Source organism: Larkinella fluvii (assembly GCF_051857545.1).
Lineage (GTDB): Bacteria > Bacteroidota > Bacteroidia > Cytophagales > Spirosomataceae > Larkinella.
Genome location: NZ_JBPZHB010000013.1, coordinates 109,195 through 133,934, shown reverse-complemented (window position 1 = coordinate 133,934; position 24,740 = coordinate 109,195). Strand labels below are relative to the sequence as shown.

Annotated in this window: 18 protein-coding genes; 14 read left to right on the top strand and 4 right to left on the bottom strand. The window is 52.8% G+C overall.

Going from position 1 to position 24,740, the window contains the following annotated elements:
* Positions 1 to 125 precede the first annotated feature (125 nt).
* The 14 genes from ACS5NO_RS29205 to metK all read left to right on the top strand — a co-directional run bounded on the left by ACS5NO_RS29205 (position 126) and on the right by metK (position 20,610).
* Entirely contained in the window at positions 126 to 1,295 is a 1,170-nt protein-coding gene (locus tag ACS5NO_RS29205; RefSeq protein ID WP_439418407.1) for an alpha/beta hydrolase family protein, read from the top strand.
* Positions 1,296 to 1,391: 96 nt separating this feature from the next.
* On the top strand, positions 1,392 to 3,497 hold the full coding sequence (locus ACS5NO_RS29200; protein WP_439418406.1) for a right-handed parallel beta-helix repeat-containing protein: 2,106 nt from the start codon (positions 1,392 to 1,394) through the stop codon (positions 3,495 to 3,497).
* A 13-nt stretch (positions 3,498 to 3,510) separates the two neighbouring features.
* Positions 3,511 to 4,779, top strand: a complete 1,269-nt coding sequence (locus ACS5NO_RS29195) for an SGNH/GDSL hydrolase family protein (RefSeq protein ID WP_439418405.1) — start codon at positions 3,511 to 3,513, stop codon at positions 4,777 to 4,779.
* A 173-nt stretch (positions 4,780 to 4,952) separates the two neighbouring features.
* Positions 4,953 to 6,596, top strand: coding sequence for a TldD/PmbA family protein (locus ACS5NO_RS29190; RefSeq protein ID WP_439418404.1), 1,644 nt, complete (start codon positions 4,953 to 4,955; stop codon positions 6,594 to 6,596).
* 120 nt (positions 6,597 to 6,716) lie between these two features.
* Entirely contained in the window at positions 6,717 to 8,078 is a 1,362-nt protein-coding gene (locus tag ACS5NO_RS29185; protein WP_439418403.1) for a TldD/PmbA family protein, read from the top strand.
* A 319-nt stretch (positions 8,079 to 8,397) separates the two neighbouring features.
* Positions 8,398 to 10,038, top strand: a complete 1,641-nt coding sequence (locus ACS5NO_RS29180; RefSeq protein WP_150876291.1) for a TldD/PmbA family protein — start codon at positions 8,398 to 8,400, stop codon at positions 10,036 to 10,038.
* 115 nt (positions 10,039 to 10,153) lie between these two features.
* Positions 10,154 to 11,488 (top strand): TldD/PmbA family protein, encoded by a 1,335-nt coding sequence (locus ACS5NO_RS29175; RefSeq protein WP_439418402.1) that lies wholly within the window; start codon positions 10,154 to 10,156, stop codon positions 11,486 to 11,488.
* Between the two features lie 130 nt (positions 11,489 to 11,618).
* Positions 11,619 to 12,236, top strand: coding sequence for a DUF4159 domain-containing protein (locus ACS5NO_RS29170; RefSeq protein WP_150876289.1), 618 nt, complete (start codon positions 11,619 to 11,621; stop codon positions 12,234 to 12,236).
* 3 nt (positions 12,237 to 12,239) lie between these two features.
* Positions 12,240 to 13,214 (top strand): AAA family ATPase, encoded by a 975-nt coding sequence (locus tag ACS5NO_RS29165; protein ID WP_439418401.1) that lies wholly within the window; start codon positions 12,240 to 12,242, stop codon positions 13,212 to 13,214.
* A 94-nt stretch (positions 13,215 to 13,308) separates the two neighbouring features.
* Positions 13,309 to 14,172 (top strand): DUF58 domain-containing protein, encoded by an 864-nt coding sequence (locus ACS5NO_RS29160; protein WP_439418400.1) that lies wholly within the window; start codon positions 13,309 to 13,311, stop codon positions 14,170 to 14,172.
* On the top strand, positions 14,172 to 15,365 hold the full coding sequence (locus ACS5NO_RS29155; RefSeq protein WP_439418399.1) for a BatA domain-containing protein: 1,194 nt from the start codon (positions 14,172 to 14,174) through the stop codon (positions 15,363 to 15,365). Before ACS5NO_RS29160 ends, ACS5NO_RS29155 begins: the two co-directional genes overlap by 1 nt.
* On the top strand, positions 15,362 to 17,629 hold the full coding sequence (locus ACS5NO_RS29150; RefSeq protein ID WP_439418398.1) for a hypothetical protein: 2,268 nt from the start codon (positions 15,362 to 15,364) through the stop codon (positions 17,627 to 17,629). Before ACS5NO_RS29155 ends, ACS5NO_RS29150 begins: the two co-directional genes overlap by 4 nt.
* Positions 17,626 to 19,299 carry a type 1 periplasmic-binding domain-containing protein gene (locus tag ACS5NO_RS29145; protein WP_439418397.1) on the top strand — a complete coding sequence of 558 codons (1,674 nt, stop codon included), beginning with the start codon at positions 17,626 to 17,628 and terminating at the stop codon, positions 19,297 to 19,299. The genes ACS5NO_RS29150 and ACS5NO_RS29145 overlap by 4 nt, the downstream gene beginning before the upstream one ends.
* A 57-nt stretch (positions 19,300 to 19,356) precedes the next feature.
* Entirely contained in the window at positions 19,357 to 20,610 is a 1,254-nt protein-coding gene (gene metK, locus ACS5NO_RS29140) for a methionine adenosyltransferase (protein ID WP_439418396.1), read from the top strand.
* A 72-nt stretch (positions 20,611 to 20,682) separates the two neighbouring features.
* Here the strand turns inward: metK and ACS5NO_RS29135 are convergent, their stop codons facing one another.
* The 4 genes from ACS5NO_RS29135 to ACS5NO_RS29120 all read right to left on the bottom strand — a co-directional run bounded on the left by ACS5NO_RS29135 (position 20,683) and on the right by ACS5NO_RS29120 (position 24,699).
* Entirely contained in the window at positions 20,683 to 21,057 is a 375-nt protein-coding gene (locus ACS5NO_RS29135; RefSeq protein WP_138989852.1) for an HPF/RaiA family ribosome-associated protein, read from the bottom strand.
* 261 nt (positions 21,058 to 21,318) lie between these two features.
* Entirely contained in the window at positions 21,319 to 22,179 is an 861-nt protein-coding gene (locus ACS5NO_RS29130) for an SDR family oxidoreductase (RefSeq protein ID WP_439418395.1), read from the bottom strand.
* A gap of 19 nt (positions 22,180 to 22,198) precedes the next feature.
* A complete protein-coding gene (locus ACS5NO_RS29125) occupies positions 22,199 to 23,053 on the bottom strand; it encodes an SDR family oxidoreductase (protein WP_439418394.1) in 855 nt (284 codons plus the stop codon).
* A gap of 251 nt (positions 23,054 to 23,304) precedes the next feature.
* On the bottom strand, positions 23,305 to 24,699 hold the full coding sequence (locus tag ACS5NO_RS29120; RefSeq protein WP_439418393.1) for an alkaline phosphatase family protein: 1,395 nt from the start codon (positions 24,697 to 24,699) through the stop codon (positions 23,305 to 23,307).
* Positions 24,700 to 24,740 lie beyond the last annotated feature (41 nt).

Genomic DNA, 24,740 nt, shown 5'->3' with positions numbered 1-24,740 from the left:
AATCTAACCCAACCCGCAGAACATTTATCAAGGCATCAGTTCTTACTGGTACCGTTCCTTTTTTGCCTCCCGGCATTGACTTTGATATGGTTGGGGAACGTCTAACCAATCCCCGATCACCCGAAATGGTACCGGAAACAAAGAGTATAATCGGCGCCTACGGTTCCTGGGCGGCCTCGCTTCAAACGCAGCCTTCTCTTTCGTTCCGGAATGCCCGGTGGAAGCCGGAGCAGTTGACCCGCTGGAAAAAGGAAGCCCTGGAAAAGACCCGGGAATTGGTGGCAGCTCCCCCGCAACCGGCCACACCCGAGGTCCGCATTGACCGGACCTTCGAGTATGACGGACTGATGATCGAGGAGATTAGCTGGCAGCTTCCTTACGGTCGGCCCACGAGGGCGGTTGTTCTGAAGCCCAAGGGAGCCAAAGAACCGTTGCCCGCCATTCTGGCCCTTCATGACCACGCCGGGAAGAAATATTTTGGGTATCGAAAAATCGTCAAAACTGGGGACGATCAGCATCCATTACTAACTGAGCACCAGCTTGAGGATTACAGCGGAAGGGCCTGGGCCAATGATGTGGCCAAGCGGGGGTATGTAGTGCTGGTGCACGATGCGTTTGCGTTTGGAAGCCGGCGGGTGTTGTATGAGGATGTGGTCGATTTGAAATACGAAGGACTCGATACGAGGGGGAAGACCGATGCGGATCCGGAAAAAAAGGAGCACATCGAGGCCTATAATAAATGGTCGTCCGAGCATGAACACGTCATGTCGAAGTCCCTGTTTTGTGCGGGTACCACCTGGCCGGGTGTTTTTCTATCCGAAGATCAGGTTGCGCTGTCCATTTTGTGTGGCCGGAAAGATGTTGACCCGCAGCGGGTTGGTTGCGGGGGTTTGTCGGGCGGAGGGCTGCGAACCGTGTACCTGGCCGGCATGGATGCCCGGATCAAATGCTGTGTCTGCGTCGGGTTCATGACGACCTGGGACGACCTGACCCTACATAAAACCTATACGCATACGTGGATGACCTATACGCCTTTGTTGCCCCGCTACCTTGATTTTCCGGAAATTCTGGGCCTGCGGGTGCCGCTTCCCACCATGATTCAATGCAACAACCAGGATGAGTTGTATACGCTCCCCGAAATGAAAACCGCCGATAAAATCCTGGGTGAGGTTTTTAAAAAAGCCGGGGCCGCAGATCGCTATGCGGCACGGTTTTACGACGGCGGGCACAAGTTTGACGAGACTATGCAGACCGATGCCTTTGACTGGTTTGACCGGTGGCTGAAAAAAGCCTAGCAAGTCGGGTTGCCGAAACTACTTTTGGGTTTGCCGTTTACTCACTAGTAAAATGCGGCTGCGACCGGCTTTTGAAGGGAGTCTATTTCCTAAACCATGCGCAAAACCGTTCCTCTTTTCCTGCTTTCCAGCCTTTTTCTGCTGGTGATTGAATCCGTTGCCCAAACGATCTACGTGGCTCCTTCGGGCAGCGACAAAAATCCCGGAACGATCCAGAAACCGCTGGCAACGCTCACGGGTGCCCGCAACCGCGCCCGGCTGCTGCGCCGACAAAAGCCGCCCACCAAACCCATCGAAATTGTGGTTCGGAAAGGGGAATACCTTCTGAATGAACCCTTGATGCTGACCGCCGAAGATTCCGGTACCGAAACCGCTCCGCTGGTGATCAAAGGTGAAGCAGGCAGCACCCCGGTTTTTTACGGAGGCCTGCGTCTGAACCGGTTTGAGAAAGTGTCGGACGACCTCTGGAAAACCGACGTGCCAGAAGTGCGCCGGTATGGCTGGATGTTCGAACAATTGTACGTCAACGGCCAGCGGGTCGTTCGCGCCCAAACGCCCAACACCGGTTTTTTTCGGCCGAAAGCCGTCTCCGAAACGGTCCTGAGCAAAGGAACGGGGCCGTTTGCCGATTTTGCCGCGCAGAAAATTACGGTTTCGCCGGAGAGTCTGGACTGGCTGGCCCGGCTCCCGGAAGCCGAGTTGAGTCAGGCGGTTTTGACGTTCTATCACCACTGGGACAACACCCGCAAACCGGTGCTGGCCGTTAGCAAAGCTGATACGGCGCTCTACATCGCGGGCGAAGGCATGAAACCCTGGAATAAAATTACCAACCATTCCCTGTTTGTCATCGAAAACCTGAAAGCTGCGCTGGACGCCCCCGGCGAGTGGTTTCTCGAAAAAAACGGCACCTTATATTACCGCCCCCGGCCCGGCGAAACCATCAATACCGTCACGGTTTTTGCGCCGGTCAATGAGAAGTTCGTCGTAATCAAAGGCGATGAAACCGGCAGAAAACGGGTGAAAAACATCCGGTTTGAAAACCTGTCGTTTCAGGTGGCGGGCTACCGAATGCCGCCCTTTGGTGTGGAACCGGAGCAGGCGGCCGCGCGTGTGGAAGCCACCATTCAACTCGATTTTGCCGATCAGATCAGCTTTATCGATTGTGAAATTGCGCATACGGGCGGCAGTGGCATCTGGTTTCGGCGGGCCTGCGCCAACGGCCGGGTGGAGCGGTGTTACCTGCACGATCTGGGCGCGAGTGGCGTCAAAATCGGCGAAACCGTCATCCGGCCCGATTCGTCGGAACTGACCCGCCACATTACGGTCGACAACAACATCCTGCGTTCGGGCGGCCACGTTTTTCCCTGTGCCGTGGCCCTGACGATCTTTCACGGTCGGGATAATGTGCTGTCCCACAACGAAGTGGCTGACTTCCGGTATTCCGGTGTGTCGGTCGGCTGGGTGTGGGGCTACGCTTTCAGTCCGTCCAAGCGAAACCGGGTCGAGTTCAACCACATTCACCACCTCGGCTGGGGCGTTCTGAGCGACATGGGCGGAGTCTATACGCTCGGCGTTTCGGAGGGAACCGTGGTGTCGAACAACGTGATACACCACATTTATGCCTTCGATTACGGCGGCTGGGGGCTGTATACCGACGAGGGTTCGACGGATATTGTGATGGAAAACAACCTGGTGTATGCCTGCAAAAGCTCCGGTTTTCACCAACATTACGGCAAGGACAACATCATCCGCAACAACATTTTTGCCGACAACATCAAGGCGCAGCTCCAGGCCACCCGCGTCGAACCGCACCGGTCGTTTTTGTTCACCAACAACATCGTTTATTACAACAGTGGTACCTTGCTGAGCAGCAACTGGGCGAAATTCAACCTGCTGGCCGACCAGAATTGCTACTGGGATGCCCGCGCGAAAGAGCCGGTTTTTGGCAAGCAATCCGTGAAAGAGTGGCAGGAGGGGGGAAAAGACCCGCATTCCATTGTAGCCGATCCGGGGTTTATCGACCCGAAAACGTTCGATTTTCGGTTAAAAAATACCGACGTGGTCAGCCGGATTGGCTTCAAACCGTTCGATTACAGCCAGGCGGGTGTTTACGGAACGATGGCCTGGCGCAACAAGGCCCGGCTGGATTCGGCGGTGGCGCAGGAATTCGACCAGATGGTTGCCCAACACGAACAGAACTAATCATTGATCCATCATGCGACATTTTTTGAGTACTCTTTTTTCGATTGTTATCCTCAGTTATTCCGGTTTTGCGCAGGCGCAGACCGATACCTTATCCGAAAGCCGGGAGTTTCTGGGCCGGGAAGGGTTGCCCAATTTTTTTCAGAAGGTGCAGAAAGGTGGCCCGGTTTCCATCGCCTATTTTGGTGGCAGCATTACGGAGGCCGGAAATGGCTGGCGTGAGCAATCACTGAACTGGTTGCAGCAGCAATACCCGAAAGCCAACCTGACGCACATCAACGCGGCCATTGGCGGAACCGGCTCCGACCTGGGCGTTTTCCGGCTGAAAGAGCATGTGCTGGTGCATAAACCGGACCTGGTGTTTGTCGAATTTGCCGTCAACGATGGCGGTCAGCAACCGGCCAAAATTCACAAAGCGATGGAAGGCATTGTTCGGCAAATCTGGCGGCAAAACCGGCGCACTGACATTTGTTTCGTCTACACCCTGAATGCCCCGATGGCTCCGGCCTTGCTGGCACACCGGATGCCAAACTCCGTGCGGGCGATGGAAGAAATTGCGAATCATTACGGAATTCCGTCGGTGCATATGGGGCTGGAAGTGATTCGGTTAGACCGTCAGGGAAAGCTGGTTTGGGGCGGTAAAAAAGAAGATTTTCCCGATAAGACGGTTTTTGCCCCCGACAAAACGCACCCGTATTCGGATACCGGTCACCGGCTGTATGTGGAAGCGTTGAGCAAAGCGTTGCAACAGATTGCCACCGTGGGCAAACCCGGTTCCCATGCCATCCCGAAACCGTTTGTGTCCGACAACTGGGAAAACGCGCAGATGATTTCGGTGCAATCACTGACCCGACAGGGCGACTGGAAAGAGTTGACCCCGACGACCGATACCGTGGCCCGCCAACTCCGTAACCGGTTTCCCTACCTCCTGAAATCGAACCAGCCCGGCGCGTCGATTCAGTTCAAAATCAAAGGTACGATGGCGGGGATTTACGACGTTATCGGCCCCGGTTGCGGGCAATATGCTGTGACGGTCGATGGCACGCCCGGTGCGCTGTATCCCCGTTTCGACAGTTATGCCACCTATTACCGCTCGCATTATTTCTTTTTGCCGACCCTGGACGAAGGCACGCACACCATTACGCTGACGGTTTCGCCGGAACCGCTCGACAAAGCTACCATTCTCAAAAACCGCAACCAGACCATCTCCGATCCGCGCAAGTATGCCGAGAATGCCGTCTATGCAAGTCAGCTTTTGATCATCGGCAAGCTGGAAAAGTAGAAAATAGCTACCATTAAAAACAGACGCTTTTTTGTCCTTTTGGCTATTTTTGACCATTTTCGTGCTCTGTTTTCGCACCATTGAGTAGCCGCATCTCTATTTCCTCTGAAAAGTACCTGTCAAATCACGAGTCTGTTCTGATTTTTCGTATTCCATAACTCCATCAACAATCCATGAGAAGAAGGGATTTTATCCAACTCTCCGGTTTGGGAATGAGCGCTCTGATGGGCAGTTCTGTTCCTGTGCTGGGCAATACGGTTTCATTGCATCAACTGCTTGAACCCCGCGCCGATACCGCCCAGAAGAAAAAGCTGGCCGACGTGGCCCTGAACGCGGCCAAAAGCAAAGGCGCAACCTACGCCGACGTTCGGATCGGGCGGTATTTGCAGCAGTTTGTGTTCACCCGCGAGATGAAGGTGCAAAACATCACCAATGCTGAGTCCTACGGGGTTGGCATCCGGGTGATCGCCAACGGAACCTGGGGGTTTTCGGCCACGAGTGACGTTCGGCCCGAAGCCATTGCCAAGTGCGCCGAAACCGCCGTTGCCATTGCCAAAGCCAACGCCCGCATCCAGAAGGAACCTGTCGATCTGGCTCCGCAGAAGGGCGTGGGCGAAGTGGCCTGGAAAACACCCTTGAAAAAAAACGCCTTCGAAATACCGGTTCAGGAGAAGATCGATCTGTTGATGAAAGTGAACGGCGAAGCGATGAAAAACGGAGCCGGTTTTGTTACGTCCAACCTGTTTTTTATCAACGAACAAAAATATTTTGCCTCCACGGATGGCTCCTACATCGACCAGGACATTCACCGGATCTGGCCGACGTTTACCGTGACCGCCGTTGATCGTCAGGCCGGTAAGTTCAAAACCCGGGATGCGCTCAGCTCGCCGATGGGCATGGGCTACGAGTATCTGGACGGTTTGGCGGGCGATAAAATTCCCGGTCCAAACGGCCTGATCAGTTACCGCAACTCCTACGACATGGTTGAAGATGCGACGGTGGCGGCCAAACAGGCGAAAGAGAAATTATCGGCCAAGTCGATTCAACCCGGCAAGTATGACCTTGTGCTGGACCCCAATCACCTCGGCCTGACCATCCACGAATCGGTCGGCCACGCGACGGAACTCGACCGGGTGTTGGGCTACGAAGCCAATTACGCCGGAACCAGCTTTGCAACGCTCGACAAGTGGAAATCCAAAAACTTCAATTACGGCAGCAAGCTGGTCAATATTGTGGCCGACAAAACCCAGCCGCTGACGCTCGGGACGGTGGCCTACGACGATGAAGGGGTTCCGGGCAAAGAATGGGACCTCATCAAAGACGGTATTCTGGTCAATTACCAGGCAACCCGCGATCAGGTGAAAATCCTGGGCGGCACCGAATCGAACGGGTGCAGTTACGCCGACAACTGGGATTCGATCCAGTTTCAGCGGATGCCGAATGTCTCTTTGAAACCCAGCTCCGAAAAACGCTCCGTGTCCGACATGATCAAAGGCGTCGATAAAGGCATTTATATCCTGGGGCGTGGTTCGTATTCCATTGATCAGCAGCGATATAACTTCCAGTTTGGCGGTCAGGTGTATTACGAAATCAAAAACGGTCAGATTGTCGGCATGTTGGATGACGTCGCCTACCAGTCGAACACCCAGGAGTTCTGGAATTCGTGTGCGCAGCTTTGCGACAAAGATGATTACCGGACATTCGGTTCGTTTTTCGACGGAAAAGGCCAGCCTTCGCAAATCAGCGCCGTCTCCCACGGCTGCCCCACGACCCGCTTCAACGGCGTGAACGTCATCAATACCGGTCGGAAGATATAAGAGTCGGTTTACGGTTTATGGTTTTCAGTTTACGGTGGCTGACGCGTGCGTCCAACACTTGCGTCAGCCACCGTAAACTGAAAACCATAAACCGTAAACCCAAAACCAACAAACTGAGTCATGGCTATCCTAACGAAAGACGAAGCAAAGAAAATAGTAGATAAGGTTTTGGGGTATTCCAAAGCCGATGAAATGAGCGTTACGCTGAATGGCAACCGAACCGGCAACATTCGCTACGCCCGGAATAACGTGTCGACGAGTGGCGAAACCGATAACATGTCGCTGGCGGTAACGGCGGTTTTTGGGAAAAAAGTCGGCTCGGCCACCATCAACGAATTTGACGACGCGTCTCTGGAAAAAACCGTCCGGAGAGCCGAAGAAACCGCCCGGCTGGCACCCGAAAATCCGGAATACGTGCCGATGCTCGGACCGCAGAAATACATCGAAACCGGCGCGTATGCTGAAAGTACGGCTAAAATCAATCCGGAGTTCCGCGCTCAGGCGGCTTTCGACAGCATTGATCCGTGCAGCAAAAAGAACCTGACTGCCGCCGGATATATGGAAGACAGCGCCGGTTTTACGGCCATTGCCAACAGCAAAGGGTTGTTTGGGTATAATCCGGTTACGTCCGTTGAATTTTCGGTAACCACCCGCACCGCCGACGGCACCGGTTCCGGCTACGCGTCCCGCGATTACAACGACGTATCGAAACTGAGCACGAAAGAAGCCACGGAAGTGGCCATGAACAAGGCCCTGGCGTCTACGAATGCCAAAGCCCTGGAACCGGGGAAATATACGGTTATTCTGGAACCCACCGCAGCCGGTGATCTCATCAGCTTGATGATGAATAGCTTAGACGCCCGGAATGCCGAAGAGGGCCGGAGCTTTCTGAGCCGCAAAGGGGGCGGAACCCGCCTGGGTGAGAAATTCTTCGACGAGCGGATTACGATTTATTCTGATCCGGCCAATGCCGAAATTCCCGGTTCGCCTTTTGCCGGTGGGGGTGGTGGCGGAGGAGGTGGCCGCTTTGGGGGCGGTGGCGTCGATGGTCGTCCGCAGGAAAAAACGCTCTGGGTCGAAAACGGGATCATCAAAAACATGAGTTATTCGCAGTTCTGGGCCCAGAAAAGCGGGGTGAAAGGCACTCCGCCAGCCCGGGGATTCATCATGCAGGGCGGCAACCAGTCACTGCTCGATTTGATCAAAAGCACCCAGAAAGGAATTCTGGTGACCCGGTTCTGGTACATCCGCGCCGTCGATCCGCAAACGCTGCTTTACACCGGTTTGACCCGCGACGGGACGTTTCTGATCGAAAACGGGCAGATCAAATACCCCGTCAAAAACTTCCGGTTCAACGAAAGTCCGGTTATTATGCTGAACAACGTAGAGGCCCTGGGCAAACCCGTTCGCTCCGATGGGGTGCTGATTCCTCCCATGAAAATCCGGGATTTTACGTTCAGTTCGTTGTCGGACGCGGTGTAATCAGGAGCGTCCCGTTCCCCCGTTGTGATCAGCCCCCCAGCCCCCTAAAGGGGGAGTTTGGAGCGCGAGAAAACTCCCCCTTTAGGGGGCTGGGGGGCTGATCACAACGGGGGAACGGGGCTAACCAGCCAAATATCCTTCAAATTGGGGGATGGTTTTATCGACACATCTTTCGCATTTTTAATACGTCCCATCAATCCATAATTCCTGGGATTATAAGCAGAAAGACTGGTATTTATTACTTTTTCGGGCCAAAAGCCACGGAAACGAGACCAGATTTCGTTAAAATTAGACCGTATCACTTTATCACCAACAAACATTGAACCGTCGAGATTTTCTTCAATTGACAGGCCTGAGTGCCGGGGCTTTCCTCTTGCCTGATAGCACGGTTTTCGGTCGCTCGGTTGCGCCGGAAGCGCTGCTGGAACCCGGCGTGGATGTGGCCGTTAAAAAACGACTGGCCGATGCCGCGCTGAATGCGGCCAAAGCCAAAGGGGCCAGCTACACCGATGTTCGGATTGGCCGGTATTTGCGGCAGTTTGTCATTACGCGTGAAGACAAGGTGCAGAACATTGTCAACACCGAATCCTACGGGGTGGGCGTGCGTGTGATTGTCGACGGCTGCTGGGGATTTGCGTCGGTGGTGGAAGCCAAAAGCGAAGCCCAAACCGCCAAAGCCGCCGAAGAAGCCGTGGCCATTGCCAAAGCCAACGCCCGGTTGATGAAGCAACCCGTCCAACTGGCTCCGCAAAAAGGCTTCGGGGAAGTGAGCTGGAAAGCACCCATCAAGAAAAATGCGTTCGAAGTTCCCATCAAGGAAAAGGTGGATTTACTGTTGACGGTCAACGACGCGGCTCTGAAAAATGGTGCCAATTACGTCAACTCGGTGTTGTTCATGGTCAACGAGCAGAAGTATTTTGCGTCGTCGGACGGTTCGTACATCGATCAGGACATTCACCGCCTGTGGCCTACGTTTACCGTGACGGCGATCGATCCGAAGAGTGGCAAGTTTGAGACCCGCAGCGAACTGAGTGCGCCGATGGGCATGGGGTATGATTACCTGCAAGCCAATCCCAGCGATAAAATAACCGGTATTACGACCCGCTACAACAAGGGATACGACATGCTGGAAGACGTGACGTCGGCTGCCAAACACGCGAAACAGAAGCTGACGGCCAAGTCGGTCGAAGCCGGGAAATACGACCTCGTGCTCGATCCTTCGCACCTCTGGCTGACCATCCACGAGTCGGTGGGTCACCCGCTGGAACTGGATCGCGTATTGGGCTACGAAGCCAATTTTGCCGGAACGTCCTTTGCGACGCTGGACAAGTGGAAATCCAAAAACTTCAACTACGGCAGCAAGCAGGTCAATCTGTTTGCCGACAAAACGCAGGTTGGTTCGCTGGGTGCCGTGGGCTGGGATGACGAGGGAGTTGCCTGCAAAAAGTGGGATCTGGTGAAAGACGGCACGCTGGTGAATTACCAGGCCATTCGGGATCAGGTTCACATCATCGGCGAAAACGAATCGCAGGGTTGCTGCTATGCCGACAACTGGAGTTCGGTGCAGTTTCAGCGGATGGCGAACGTGTCGCTGGCGGCTGGCAAAACGCCCCTGTCGGTGGAACAGATGATCAAGGATGTCAAAAAAGGCATTTACATCATCGGCGACGGCTCGTTTTCGATTGATCAACAGCGGTATAACTTCCAGTTTGGCGGGCAGTTGTTCTACGAAATCAAGGATGGACAGATTGCAGGCATGCTGAAAGATGTGGCGTATCAGTCGAATACGCAGGAATTCTGGAACTCCTGTGTTCAGATTTGCGACGAGAAAGACTACCGGCTGGGCGGTTCGTTCTTCGATGGCAAAGGCCAGCCGATGCAGGTCAGCGCCGTCTCCCACGGCAGCTCTACCACCCGTTTCAACGGCGTCAATGTGATTAATACAGCGAGAAAAATCTAGTTTACAGTTTACGGTTTTTGGTTTACGGTTGGCTGACGCACGATTTAAATGCGTTAGCCAAGAATGCGTCAGCCACCGAAAACCGTAAACTGAGAACCGTAAACAATTCAAAAATATGGCTTTATTAACCGAATCTGAGGCTAAGGCATTGCTTCAGAAGGTATTAAGTTATTCCAAAGCGGATGCGTGCGAGGTGAACGTGGTGGGTGGGGAGCGGGGAAACATCCGCTACGCCCGGAACGAAGTCTCGACCAGTGGCACCATGATTACGCAGACCATCCAGGTGCAATCGTCGTTCGGCAAGAAAAACGGGGTTGCCGCCATCGACGAATTTGACGACGCTTCGCTGGAAAAAGTAGTTCGCCGGGCTGAGGAACTGGCCCAACTGGCTCCCGAAAATCCGGAATTCATGGGCGTGCTGGAACCGCAGCAATACCTGAAATCGACGGGCTATTTTGAATCGACCGCCAAAGTTACCCCCGCCATCCGGGCGGAGGCTGTTGCGAAAAGCTTGCAGGAATCGGGTCAGCAAAAACTGGCTGCGGCCGGTTTTCTGGAGGATTTCCGGGGCTATTCGGCCATGATGAATTCCAAAGGACTGTTTGCGTATTACCCCAGCACGAACGTGAATTTTTCGCTGACGGTTCGGACCGACGACGGAACGGGCTCGGGCTACGTGACGCGGGGTTACAGTGATTTTTCCAAACTGGATACGGTTTCGGCGACTAAAATTGCCGTTCAGAAGTGTCTGGGTTCGGTGGGCGCGCGGGCCCTGGAACCGGGGAAATATACGGTTATTCTGGAACCGACAGCGGCCGCCGTGTTGCTCGAAAACATCTTTTTTAACATGGACGCCCGCAGCGCCGACGAAGGCCGGTCGTTCCTGAGCAAACCCGGTGGCAAGACCAAGCTGGGCGAGAAGATTGTGGATGAGCGCGTTACGATCTATTCCGATCCGACGAACCCTGAATTGCCAGCTTCGCCCTGGTCGGGCGACGGCCGGGCGCAGGAAAAGGTCAACTGGATTGAAAAAGGCGTGGTGAAAAATGTCGCCTATTCCCGGTTCTGGGCGCAGAAGAAAGGCGTGAAGGCCGTGCCGTCGCCCACGAATGTGATTATGGCGGGTGGCACGGCTTCGCTGGAAGACATGATCAAGAGCACCCAGCGCGGTATTCTGGTGACGAAACTCTGGTACATTCGTTCCGTCGATCCGCAAACGCTGCTGCTGACGGGCCTGACCCGCGATGGGACGTTTTACATCGAAAACGGCAAGATCAAACACCCGGTCAAGAATTTCCGGTTCAACGAAAGTCCGATCATCATGCTGAACAACCTCGAAGCCCTGGGGAAACCGGAGCGGGTGGTCAGCACGGAGTCGAATTCCAACTACCTGATTCCGCCGATGAAAATCCGGGAATTCACGTTTAGTTCGCTGTCGGACGCAGTGTGAAAAGAAATTATTTCGCAGAGTTTACCAGAGAAAAGAAGAGTTACGCAGAGTTTTTTTCTCTGATAAACTCTGATTTCCTCCGCTTAACTCTGCGAAATAACTTTTAATTAACTCTATTCATCAACTCAACTTGAAACCATTCATTTTCACCCGCATCCAGTATGCCTCCGGCGATTGGGATACGGACCAGCGAATGCCTTCCAACCTGCTGCATTCGCTGGTCGAGTATACCACGATACCGGTGGATGAGAAGGAAAAGGTGGTTCAGTTGACGAGTAACGAAATTTTCAAGAGTCCGTTCTGCTACCTCAGCGGGCACAAACTGGTGGAGTTTTCGACCCAGGAACGGGATCACTTCAAGCGGTACGTCCAGAACGGCGGTTTTGTGTTTGTGGACGACTGCAACCACGACATCGACGGGCTTTTTGCCAAGTCGTTCGAGCAGGAAATGGCCCGCACCTTCGGTCCAAAAGCCTTGCAGAAAATTCCGAATTCCCACCCGATTTATACCTGCTTTTTCAAGTTTGAGGAAGGGCCGCCGACCACGACGTTCGAGCTGAACGGCTGGGGCGACGACCTGGTGCACGATTACCTGAAAGCCGTGCTGGTCAACGGGCGCATTGGCGTTTTGTATAGTAACAAGGATTATGGTTGCGAGTGGGATTACGACTTTCGCAACAAACGATTTCTGGCCGAGGATAATACCAAATTTGGCGTCAACATTATCACGTACGCATTAACCGCATAAGTATTGGAAACCAAGGAACTGACCCATTACAAAACCGTAGTCGCCAAGCTTCCGCGCCTGAAGAAAGAAATCGGTAAGGTGATTGTCGGACAGCAGGAAGCCATTGATGAAATCCTGATTGCCCTGTTGGCGGGTGGACATTGTTTGCTGGAAGGCGTTCCGGGATTGGCCAAAACGCTGATGGTGAAAACGATGGCGGAGGCTCTGGAGATGAATTTCAAACGGATTCAGTTTACGCCGGATCTCATGCCGGGCGACATTATCGGAACGGAGATTCTGGAAGAGGATCATAATACCGGCAAGAAATTCTTCAAATTCAACCGGGGGCCGATCTTCGCCCATGTGGTGCTGGCCGACGAAATCAACCGGACACCGCCCAAAACGCAGGCGGCTTTGCTGGAAGCCATGCAGGAAGGCAAGGTAACCTACGCCGGAACCGATTACGAACTGCCCCGGCCGTTTCTGATCATTGCCACCCAAAATCCAATCGAACAGGCCGGAACCTATCCGCTGCCGGAAGCCCAGCTAGACCGGTTTTTACTGTATATCAAGCTGAGCTACCCGTCTGAACAGGAGGAACTGAGCGTGTTGAAAAACACCACCGGAACGGCTCGCCCGGAACTGCAAACCATTTTGACCGATCAGGAAATTATAGACTTGCAACGCCTGACGAGACAGGTCCACATCAGCGATGAACTGATCAGTTTCATCAACACACTCGTCCGGTCGACGCGCCCCGAAAGCAGCCCATCGGCGTTTGTCAGGCAGTGGTGCGACTGGGGAGCGGGGCCGCGCGCGGGGCAGGCCCTGGTGCTCTGTTCCAAAGCCCGGGCGGTTTTGAACGAACGGTTTTCGGTGATCCCGGAGGACATTCAGACGCTGGCCTACCCCATCCTGCGCCACCGCATCGCCCTCAACTTCCGGGCTGAGGCTGAGAATATTACGACTGATCAGGTGATAAAAGAGTTGTTGAAATAGGTTTTCGGTTTACGGTTTTTGGTTTACGGTGGCTGACGCGTTAGCCTTCCTGCGTCAGCCACCGTAAACCAAAAACCGTAAACCGAAAACTCCAATGCAATTAGCCACAGATCTCATCAAACTCAACAACCTGCAACTCGCCGGCAAACTCGTCAGCGGTGAGCTGCTGTTGGGGATTCACGCCAGCAAACGGTCGGGGTCGGGGACGGAGTTTGAGCAATACCGCCATTACGAACCCGGCGACGACCCCCGGCGCATCGACTGGAAATTATACGCCCGAACCGACAAGCACCTCGTGCGGGAATCGGCCACGGAAAGTAACCTGCAAATCCGTTTTTTGCTGGACTTATCCGGTTCGATGAACTACACCGAGCAGGGCGTCAGCCGATTGGAGTACGCGAAACTACTGATGGCTTCGCTGGCCTATTTGGGCTACCGGCAAAGCGATCAGATGAGTTTGTATGCGTTGCAAAACGGGGCTTTGCAGACGTTGGTTCCGACTGGCAAGCAGGCTTTTCAGCGGATTTTGTTTGCCCTGCAAAATGCCACCGCTTCCGGAACCTGGCTACCCAAACAGGCCCGGTTTCCAGAATTTCAGCAGAAGCAAAAGGAGTTGCTGGTGATGGTTTCGGACTTTCTGCAAGTGGACGATGAGTGGTTACAACTGATTAAAACCGTAGCCAGTCCGCGCCGGGAAATTGTCATTTTTCAACTGCTGGGTGAGCAGGAAACGGATTTTAACCTGAGCGGTTTTTACCGGTTTAAGGACCTGGAAACCGAGCGGGAAATTGAAGTGCAGGCCGAAACGATTAAAGAGACATTTCAACAGGCGGTTTCGGCCTATTTCAAAAAGCTAGAGGAAGAATTGTTGCTGCCGCACGTTCATCTGATTCGCGTAAAACTGAGTGAGCCCATCGCCGGGGCACTAAAAGATTTTCTGACCAGGAGAAGCGTTTAATGGAGTTCATACAACCGTTGTTTTTGTGGGGAATTGGCGCCGTGGTGATTCCGGTAGTCATCCATTTCTGGCACCAGAAACGGGGCAAAACCCTGGCCTGGGCGGCCACGCGCTGGCTTCAGGAGAGGAACCAGCAACAACAGCGGGGCATCAAACTCGATAACCTCCTGTTGCTGCTCCTGCGCTGCCTGATGGTGATGCTATTGGCACTCATACTGAGCCAACCCATTCTGACCGGGTTGACAAAACCGGTGGCCGTTGCCAAAATTCACCTAGTGCAACCGGAGAAGGTGGTGGTCGATAATTACCGGTTCGAACTGGAGGAAGCGATCCGGAAAGGAGAAGCGGTTTATTGGATCAATGCCGCCATAGAAGTAACGGATAAGCCGGAGCAATTGCCTGATCAACGGGTGTTTAACCCGGATGTGTTGCAGTCGTCCATCAATACCGCATCGGAAAAACCGTCGGAATTACACCTGTATGTCCTGAATAACCAGCAACTGGCGAATGTTCCATTTATTCGGGTTCCGGCGCAGTTTACATTGCACACGATGGTTGATTCGGCGAGTCGCCCGGTTCGGCCGTATCTGAAATTACCGGGCAATGGCAACGTATTTGTGAATGCTTCCAATCAGCTAGTCAACAGTCCGGTCCTTAGCAAAGGGATTCGTTTTCAGGATGTTTTGGCGCATTCGGGGCGTCTGACAGCTTTGGTTGATTTCCGCGATAAAACCGAGCAGCAAACCGTACTGGCGGCTTTGAAGGCCCTGTCGGACGTGTATGCGCTCGGGATTCAAATCGATGTAAAAAAAGATCAGAAAACCGGATACGATTGGGTTTTAACAGATCAGGACGTGGTTGCTCCCGCCCCCCAAACGATTTATGTGGTTTCGGGAAAGCTCAACATTCCGAGGGTTCCGAATGTGGTATACTGGGAAGAAAAACTGACCCCCCAAACCGCCGAACGGGTGCGAACCGGGCAACTGCCGGAACAATTGGGCGAACTTTTGATCCGGCATTTTAACCTCAAGCCGAATCATTTTCCACTGAGTCAGGCCCAATTAAATACGCTGTTTGTTCCGACGGGGGAGCGAAGAGAGAAACAACCGGAGAACCTGCGTAATGGGTTGTTGCTGGTGTTTGTTGGTTTGATCGGCCTGGAACGTTGGATGGCTTTAAGACAGAACGCATGAACGAATTGAAAAACACCCTGTCGACGATCATTTATCAGCTTGTCGCCAACGCGCTGCTGAAGAGCAGTTTGCTGGGCATTGCGGTGGGGATGATTGCCCGGCTCTGCGGTTTTTCGCCGGAACTGGCGGCTATTCTCGGGGTGCTTGGCTTTGGATTCGGTGCCTGGTTTACCGGTCTTTTTCGGAACAAAAAACCGCAGGCCATCGGGATCATGCACCGGCTGGTGGGCGATGCGGAATACAGTTTGCCGTTGCTGGAGAAAGACGAACTGAATATCGCGGAGCAGCTCCAACTGGCGCGGTTGAACGAACGGGTCCAGACGGTCCGGATTCCCGCGAGCCGGTATCTTTCGGTGATTTTTTCAAAAACCGGTTTTTATGGGTTGCTCGTGCTGCTTTCTGTGGCGGTTTATTACGGCTATCCCCTCCTGCAATCGAACCCGATTGTTCAGAAACAATTGACGAAATACATTCCGGTTCTTGCCAAAGATAACCGCCCCGTTGCGCCCGCTTTTCAGTCGGCTTTGTTGCAGATTCAACCGCCTACGTATACCGGTTTGTCGGTCAAGGAATCATCAGATCTGAACGCGTCGGCCGTGAGCGGTTCTCTGCTAAAATGGCAGTTAACATTCAGCGAATCCGCGACGGTTTCGGTTCGATTGGTGAATAGCCGGGGCGAAGAGATCGCTTTTAAGAAGGCCGGAGCCGCTTTTGAATACCGTGATAAGTTGGTCAGTTCCGGGATTTATGCCCTCAAAGGCTACTGGAAAACGCCGGTCGGAAAGGATTCGTTGATTTATCAATCTGATTATTACCGACTGGAAGCGCAACCCGATCTGGCACCGAAAATTCAACCGGATTCCAAGGAAGTATACCGGTTTCATTTTCTGAAAGATGACAAAAACCTGCGGATTTCGGCGCGTATTTCCGACGATTTTAAAGTTCGGCAAGCCTTCATTGTGGCCACGGTGGCACGTGGTTCCGGCGAAAGTGTGAAGTTTCGGGAAGTGAAATTTGCGCTGCCGCAAACCAACTTTAAAGAAGCCCAATTGACAAAAACCATTGACCTGAAAGCGCTCAATTTTGCGCCGGGTGATGAATTGTATTATTACTGGGCGGCCATCGATAACAAAGAACCGGAAGCCAATTTTTCCAAATCCGACACCTATTTTGTGGTGTATAAAGACACCGCCCGGGTGGAAGAAGCCGAACTGGCAACGATGGCGGTAAACATCATGCCGGAGTATTTTCGCAGCCAGCGGCAAATTATTATCGACACGGAAAAGCTGATTGCCAAACGGAAAAAACTGGCGGCTAAAGATTTTAAAAGTACGTCTAACGAAATCGGTTTTGACCAGAAAGTGCTGCGGTTGCGGTATGGGCAATATTTGGGCGAGGAGTTTGAAAATTCGATTGGTGGACACGATTTGGTGGCCGAGGGCAATGTGCTGGAAGGCTTTATTCACAAGCACGATACGGAAGAAGAGAAAAATGCACCCAAACCGTTTGCGTTCAAGCTGGCCGAAAAAGCGGAAGAACAGCAGAAAAAGGACTTGCCCGCTCCGGATGCACACGGCCACGACCACGCGGATCAGGCCAAGAGTAACAACGAAGACCCGGTGGCGGCTTTAATGGAGCAGTATATCCACGCGCACGACGACGCGGAAACCAACACGTTTTACGAACAATCGACCCGCAGTTTGTTGAAAATGGCGCTGGAACAGATGTGGCAATCGGAACTGCATCTGCGTTTATACGAACCGGAAAAAGCATTGCCTTTTGAAAATAAAGCCCTGGTTTATCTGAAAGCCGCCCAGCACAAAGCCCGGACGTTTGTGAAGAAAAGCGGCTACGATCCGCCACCGATTAAAGAGAAGGAAACCCGCCTGACCGGTGAATTAAAGAAGGTCAACACCAATTTGAATCAGGAGCGCATATACGATCCGGTTCGGACCGGGCAGTTGGTAGGGGAAGTCCTGGGCTATCTGGAATTGAAAACGTTGAATCAAAACCAGAAAAAAACCGTACAACAACTAAGTTCTTCTTTGACGAATGACATCCTGAACAGCGGGTTGTCGAACTGGTCGGTGATCAGTGGGTTACAGAAACTGGGAAGTGGTAAAAACCTGTCTGACAAAGAACGAATGGAATTAAAAACAAAATTGTATGGTCTGGCGGCTGGTTCGTTTAGAAACCGATCCCAAATGGGCTCATATTCCAGCGAAAAGAAATTAGAACAGTCGTTCTGGCAACATTTAAAATGAGCGTATTGAATCGGATTACGGTCACGTTTAACCCGGCTGATGTTGTTAGCTGGCTAATCCTGTTGCTTCTAGCGGTATTGCTCGCGGTGCAGGTGGTGCTGGTCGTTCGAAACGGCACCCTTCCGGTTCGGAGAAAATGGATTCGGGGTGCTTTAAACGTCTTGCTTTGGAGCCTTCTGCTGGCGTATTTTCTTCAGATCGAATGGGAAATAAAGCCCGATTCAACGTCGGTCTGGATTGCGGATTCAAACGTGCCCGCTTCGGCGATCAGTCAACTGAAAGACAGTCTGAAAAACCGGGAAGTCGTTCGGGTCAGGGCGTTCAAAGAAGCCTCGTTTCGGTCGCGGCTGACCGACGGAATGATCGATACCGTCACCTTAATCGGCACCGGTTTTTCACCCGATGTGCTGGGCCAACTGAGTCGGCAAATTGTCCAATGGATTCCGTATGCCCAACCCGATCAGGTGCAGATGCTGCGCTGGAAAGCCATCCTGCGGAAAGGCGAAATGCAGTCGGTGAGCGGGCGTCTTCAATCGTCGCAGGAACAGGTGCTGAAGCTGCGGTATGGCAACCAGACGCTGGATAGTTTGGTACTGAAACCCGGCACGACGGCGTTTGCCTTTCAGTTTCCGGCCTTTTCACAGGGACGCGCCGAAGTGGCATTGGTGCTGGATCAGAAACCGCTGGATACGATTCGGTATTTTACCCGACCGACAGAACCCATTGCCTTCCAGTTCATTCTCGACAGCCCGGATTTTGAAAGCAGAACACTCGCCGACTGGCTGGGTAAAAAAGGGTATTCCGTCCAGGTAACATCTACCATTTCCAAAGACCTTAACAGTCGTCTGAACATCAACCGGGCCGCCACGCCCGACGTGATCATCACCGATCCGGCCAACGCGACGAACCCTATTGTTAAAAAGGCCGTAGCGCAGGGAAAACCGGTGCTGTTTATCAATCTGTCGGATGCCGAAACCGACACGAAAACCATCAACCGGGCTTTGGGTACGGGCTGGAAACTGAAGCGCTTATCGAATGAAGCAACCATTCCGATCGGGGCTGGTCTCCAGGCGTTGCCTTTTCAATTCACCGAATCCCTGAATCAGTTTCCCGTGGCCGGGTATCCGGTTACGGTTCAGAAAACCACGGCTAAAATCGGGGTAAGTCTGGTGAGCGAGACGTTTCCCCTGAAACTGAGTGGCGACAGTGTTGCGTACGACCGGATCTGGACGGCCATTCTGACGCCCTTACAGCCCACCTTCCCGAACAATATCCAGTTCGACGCGCCGGTTTTCAAAGGCCTTCGATCTGTCATTCACTTCAACAACCTGACCCGGAAACCGGCTGAAATCCGACTGGAAAACGACACGGTCAGGCTCGATTATTCGGCCATCAATCCCCTGTCGGCCGATGTTTCGTATGGGTTTGGCCGGGCGGGCTGGCAATCTTTTCAGGACAGTTTAGCGGTTTACGTGGACCAGCCGGACGAAAAACCGGTATTTGGAAACCGGTTGATGAGTGATTACCTCCGCGCCCGGTCGTCCGTTGCGGTAGAAACGAACCCCGGTTCTGAAGGCGGTTTTCCAGCGAAAATACCGGATTGGGTCTGGATCCTGCTATTTCTCAGTGGGTTGACCGCGCTTTGGGTCGAACCTAAATTTAGCATTTGACCTGTCGTAAAATTCCAGTAGCTTTGCGGCTGTTTTTAGTCTTAAATCTTACGTACAATGCCCTATCTATTTACCTCAGAGTCAGTCTCTGAAGGACATCCCGACAAAGTCGCGGATCAGATTTCCGATGCATTGATCGATCATTTTCTGGCCTACGATCCTTCCAGCAAGGTCGCCTGCGAAACCCTGGTTACGACCGGACAGGTGGTGCTGGCAGGTGAGGTAAAAACGAACACGTACCTCGATGTTCAGAAAATTGCCCGGGAGGTTATCAGGCGTATTGGATATACCAAGAGTGAATACATGTTCGAGGCCGATTCGTGCGGTATTTTATCTGCCATCCACGATCAGTCGGCCGACATCAATCAGGGCGTTGAACGCACCAACCCGGAGGATCAGGGCGCTGGCGATCAGGGCATGATGTTTGGCTACGCGACCAACGAAACGGATAATTTTATGCCGTTGCCGTTGGATCTGGCCCACAAGATTTTGCAGGAAATGTCGTATATCCGTAACCACGACCGGGATATTCTGACGTACCTCCGGCCGGATGCCAAATCGCAGGTGACGATTGAATACAGCGACGACGACAAGCCCATCCGGATCGATACGATTGTGGTTTCGACGCAACACGATGATTTTGATACCGATGCGGCTATGCTGGCGCGAATTCGCGAAGACGTGATCAACATTGTCATTCCGCGTGTAAAAGCGAAACTGAAGCCGGAATTGCAGGCTTTGTTTACCGATAACATTACCTACTACATCAACCCAACGGGCAAGTTTGTCATTGGCGGGCCACACGGCGATACGGGTCTGACGGGTCGTAAGATCATTGTCGATACGTACGGTGGCAAGGGTGCGCACGGCGGTGGTGCTTTCTCGGGCAAAGACCCCTCGAAAGTGGACCGTTCGGCGGCTTATGCCACGCGGCACATTGCCAAAAACCTGGTAGCGGCTGGCCTTTGCGACCAGATTCTGGTTCAGGTTTCCTACGCCATTGGGGTGGCCAAACCCTGCGGTTTGTACGTCAACACGTATAACTCAGCCAAGGTCGATCTGACCGACGGTGAAATTGCGACCAAAATCGAAGAACTGTTCGACATGCGTCCGTATGCCATCGAACAACGGCTGAAACTCCGGAATCCGATCTATTCAGAAACGGCGGCTTACGGGCACATGGGCCGGGAGAATCAGATTGTGAAAAAGGTATTTGGAATGAACGGCAGTACGAAAGAAGTTGAAGTCGAGCTGTTTACGTGGGAAAAACTCGACTACGTCGACAAAGTGAAAGAAGCTTTTGGTTTGTAGTCGAAGGGCTAAAATCGATAGATGCAAAAAAGCCGCCTTTTCGGGGCGGCTTTTTTCGTTGAAATGTATCGGCTAATATTCGATGTCTTCGTTGACGGTGTCCGCTTCAACGAGGTCGGTCGACTCATTGATTTGCTGGGCGGAAATACTTCGCTGTTTATCTTTATGGCGTTTCAACTTGTTTTTGAGCGTATCGATCACCACGTCGGTTGCTTCCTCAAACGTGGTACCCTGCTGGCGGACAAAAATGGAGTCGCCGGGCAAAAACAGTTTAACCTCGAAAATTTTCTGTTTGACTTTGTTGGTATCGCTTCCCTCTAACCTCAAATACACTTCACCGCTGATAATCCGGTCGTTGAAGGTTTCTAATTTGTCAAGCTTCTTCTGAATGAAGTCCAGCAATTTTTGATCTGCTGTAAAATGGACGCAATGAATTTGAATTCTCATACGTGTCACATGGTTTAAAAGTTAAACAAAGAACCCACGGACTACCTAAGTTTGGAAAACCATTTGACAGAGTCAATAGGCTGACAGAAATATCCAACTCAGTATATTGTCCGAAACTGTACGAATGCTACTTCAGGACTCACAACCAACACTTATCGTACCAACCCCCAATCAGACCGACACAAAGATTCTTTTTATTGTCTAATTACGTCGTCTGGAAAATCAGGGCGATTGGCCCTTTTTGGCTACTTTTAGTGACTTTCAGGAATTGACTACCTCACCGCCGTTGACGTGCATGACCTGGCCGGTGATGTAAGACGCATCTTCAGAAGCCAAAAAAACAAAGGCGGGGGCTACTTCTGCCGGTTGCCCGACCCGCTCCAGGGGTGTGTCTTTGCCAAACTCGGCTACTTCCTCTTCCGTTTTAGTCGACACGATCAGGGGCGTCCAGATGGGGCCGGGGGCTACCGCGTTGACGCGGATGTTTCGCTCCACCAAATGTTGCGATAAAGAGCGCGTAAATGCCGTTACGGCCCCTTTCGTAGACGCATAATCAATCAGCGCCTTGCTGCCCCGGTACGACACCACGGAGGTCGTATTGATGATGCAGTCGTAGGCATTCATATAGGGCAACGCCAATTTGGTCAGCCGGAAAATGGCCAGAATGTTGAGTTCAAACGTTTCGGTCAACTGCTGATCCGTAATGTCGGTAAATTCGTGCTGCTCGACGTGGTTGGCTGCGTTGTTCACCAGGATATTAATGTGGTGGTATTCACCGATGACCCGATCCACTAATTGTCTGATAAATGAGGGATTTCTGAGGTCACCAGCGATTAACAAACAGCGTTGTCCTTCGGCTTCGACCAGCGATTTGGTCTTTTGGGCGTCTTCCTGTTCGCGCGGATGATGAACAATGGCGAGGTCGGCGCCTTCGCGTGCAAAATGGACGGCAACGGCCCGGCCAATTCCACTGTCTCCTCCCGTTATGAGGGCTACTTTATTCTCCAGCTTTCCCGTGCCGACGTACGAATCCTGGATGTAAATCGGCTGCGGATGCATCTCGTTTTCCAGACCCGGTTGCGCTTCCTGGTGCTGGGGTGGTGTTTCAAGTTCCAGATTCATGGCTGTAAAAAGTTTTGGGTCAGGCATTTATAATCGTTCCACCGTTGGGGTGAATGGTTTGCCCGGTGACATAACTGGCATCGTTCGACGCCAGATAGACATACGCCGGTGCCACTTCACTGGGTTGGCCGGGGCGTTTCATCGGCACATCTTTGCCAAACTGAGCCACTTCCTCCGCCGGAACCGACGCCGGATTCAAGGGCGTCCAGATGGGGCCGGGGGCCACACCGTTTACGCGGATTTTCTTCTTGGCCAGATTGGACGACAACGCGCGGGTAAAACTCATGATCGCGCCTTTCGTAGCCGAATATTCCGGCAAATCGGCGCGGCCCTGAAAAGCCGTTACGGATGTCGTATTGATAATGCTGTCGCCTTCGTGCAGGTGTTTCACGGCGGCCCGGGTGACCCGAAAAAACGAATAGATATTGATTTCGAAAGTGTTGACCAGATCGTCGTCGGTCATGTCTTCAAACCGCTTGTGCTGGAGTTGCAGGGCGGCATTGTTCACCAGAATGTTGAGCTTGCCAAACCGCCGGACGGTATCTTCGACCAGTTGTTCGCAGTAGGACGGATCGCGCAGATCGCCGGGTATAAGCAGGCACTGCCGCCCCTCGGCTTTCACCAGATCCCGGGTTTTTTGCGCATCATTTTCTTCGCGCTGCGTGTAGGCAATGGCTACGTCGGCTCCTTCCCGGGCGAAATGGACGGCGACGGCCCGGCCAATTCCGCTGTCACCCCCCGTAATCAACGCCACTTTGTCTTTCAATTTTCCCGACCCGACGTAGGTATACCGAATCACTTTCGGCTGCGGATTGAGTTCACTTTCCAGACCGGGCTGGACAGCCTGGTGCTGGGGTGGAATTTTAGTTTCCATACCGTTTCTTTCGTTGTTGAGTAAATCAGAAAGCGTGGGTAGATGATAGAGGTGAGATGAGAGAAGAAAGACAACACTTGATGAGTTCATCGGAATTCCCCACGTCACTACTCTCGCATCTCACCTCTTTTGTCTCCTGACTCAACAACACAATCCCCGGGCTTTTGACTGGATTCTATTATCGAACGGGCTATGAAAAAAGCCGGCTGTTCGGAAACAGTCGGCTTCTGGTTTTGGTAAAGGGTTGTATATCAGGCCGTCTTTTGGGGTATTTCCGCCGTCAGGGCTTCCCAGATTTTATTGTAAACGTCAATGGCCGGTATCGGTTTTGCACTCGCCTGACCCGGACGCGTCGACACAAAAACCGGGTGATCGGCGGGCTGGGTGCCCACCCGGCCGTGTGACCCTTTGATCAGCGTGGCATCCAGCGGAATGACGTTCATCAAATACCGGAAGCCGAGCTTTTTGCGGATCAGTTTGTAACCAGCTTTGAGTTTGATCATCGGATTGGCCGGGTCCATAAACATTTCGACCGGATCATAACCCGGTTTCCGGTGAATATCGACCAGTCGGGCGTAATCCGGGGCTTTGGCGTCGTCCGTCCAATAGTAATAGGTGAACCAGCTTTTGGCGTCGGCCATGACGACAAAATCGCCCGCCCGTTCGTGGTCGATGTGGTATTTCTTTTTCCCGGCTTCATCCAGCACCAGTTCCACACCCGGTGTTTTTTCCAGAATCGAACGCACCTGAGCGGCACTGGACGGGTCGTTGATATAGATGTGGGCAATCTGATGGTCGGCTACGGTAAAAGCCCGTGACGCGCCCGCATCGAGCAATTCCAGCCCTTGTTCGACCCGAACCTGAATCAGCCCGGCTTCCCGAAGCAGGCGGTTCAGGTGAATCGGCTGGCTGACGTTCGTAATGCCGTATTCCGACAGAAGAATGATTTCCGCATTTTGACGTTCGTAGTGCTGAATCAAGTCCTTGCAAACGTCATCGATTTCGTTCAATTCCCTCGAAATTTTACTAAAATCGGGGCCAAACTTTTGCAGGCAGTAATCCAGATGGGGGAGGTAAATGAGCGTCAGCGTCGGGTTGTGCCAGCGGTCGACGAGCAGCGACGCGTCGGCAATCCAGCGGGTCGATTTGATGTTGGCGTTGGGTCCCCAGAAACTGAACAGCGGAAAGGTGCCGAGTGCTTCCTGAAGCCGGTCGCGCAGGTCGGCGGGTTGGCTGTAGCAATCGGGTGCTTTGACACCGTCGGCGTGGTATTGCGGGCGGGGTGTTACCGAAAAGTCGGCGGACGAATACATGTTGTACCACCAGAACATTTTGGAAACCGTAAACGACGGATCGAGTTTCCGGGCGCGTTCCCAGATTTTTTCGCCACCGACCAGTTTGTTCGACTGTTTCCAGAATTTGACTTCACATTCGGTGCGGTCATACCAGCCGTTGCCGACAATCCCGGTCTCGGTGGGCCATTTTCCCGTTACGTAGGTCGATTGCACCGAGGTGGTGACGGCGGGCAACATCGGCTCAATGCTCGAAAGTTGCTTTTCGGCCACCCACTGTTTCAGGAAAGGCGTATGTTCACCAATCAAAGCGGCTGATAAGCCCACCACGTCGATTACTACGGTTTTTTTCATTGCTAATGATGGAGAGCAATACTATTGCATACAGAATAAAT

Coding starts and splice junctions, on each gene's coding strand:
- ACS5NO_RS29205 (WP_439418407.1), top strand. CDS start 126: ATGGTACCGGAAACAAAGAGTATAATCGGCGCCTACGGTTCCTGGGCG.
- ACS5NO_RS29200 (WP_439418406.1), top strand. CDS start 1,392: ATGCGCAAAACCGTTCCTCTTTTCCTGCTTTCCAGCCTTTTTCTGCTG.
- ACS5NO_RS29195 (WP_439418405.1), top strand. CDS start 3,511: ATGCGACATTTTTTGAGTACTCTTTTTTCGATTGTTATCCTCAGTTAT.
- ACS5NO_RS29190 (WP_439418404.1), top strand. CDS start 4,953: ATGAGAAGAAGGGATTTTATCCAACTCTCCGGTTTGGGAATGAGCGCT.
- ACS5NO_RS29185 (WP_439418403.1), top strand. CDS start 6,717: ATGGCTATCCTAACGAAAGACGAAGCAAAGAAAATAGTAGATAAGGTT.
- ACS5NO_RS29175 (WP_439418402.1), top strand. CDS start 10,154: ATGGCTTTATTAACCGAATCTGAGGCTAAGGCATTGCTTCAGAAGGTA.
- ACS5NO_RS29160 (WP_439418400.1), top strand. CDS start 13,309: ATGCAATTAGCCACAGATCTCATCAAACTCAACAACCTGCAACTCGCC.
- ACS5NO_RS29155 (WP_439418399.1), top strand. CDS start 14,172: ATGGAGTTCATACAACCGTTGTTTTTGTGGGGAATTGGCGCCGTGGTG.
- ACS5NO_RS29150 (WP_439418398.1), top strand. CDS start 15,362: ATGAACGAATTGAAAAACACCCTGTCGACGATCATTTATCAGCTTGTC.
- ACS5NO_RS29145 (WP_439418397.1), top strand. CDS start 17,626: ATGAGCGTATTGAATCGGATTACGGTCACGTTTAACCCGGCTGATGTT.
- metK (WP_439418396.1), top strand. CDS start 19,357: ATGCCCTATCTATTTACCTCAGAGTCAGTCTCTGAAGGACATCCCGAC.
- ACS5NO_RS29135 (WP_138989852.1), bottom strand. CDS start 21,057: ATGAGAATTCAAATTCATTGCGTCCATTTTACAGCAGATCAAAAATTG.
- ACS5NO_RS29130 (WP_439418395.1), bottom strand. CDS start 22,179: ATGAATCTGGAACTTGAAACACCACCCCAGCACCAGGAAGCGCAACCG.
- ACS5NO_RS29125 (WP_439418394.1), bottom strand. CDS start 23,053: ATGGAAACTAAAATTCCACCCCAGCACCAGGCTGTCCAGCCCGGTCTG.
- ACS5NO_RS29120 (WP_439418393.1), bottom strand. CDS start 24,699: ATGAAAAAAACCGTAGTAATCGACGTGGTGGGCTTATCAGCCGCTTTG.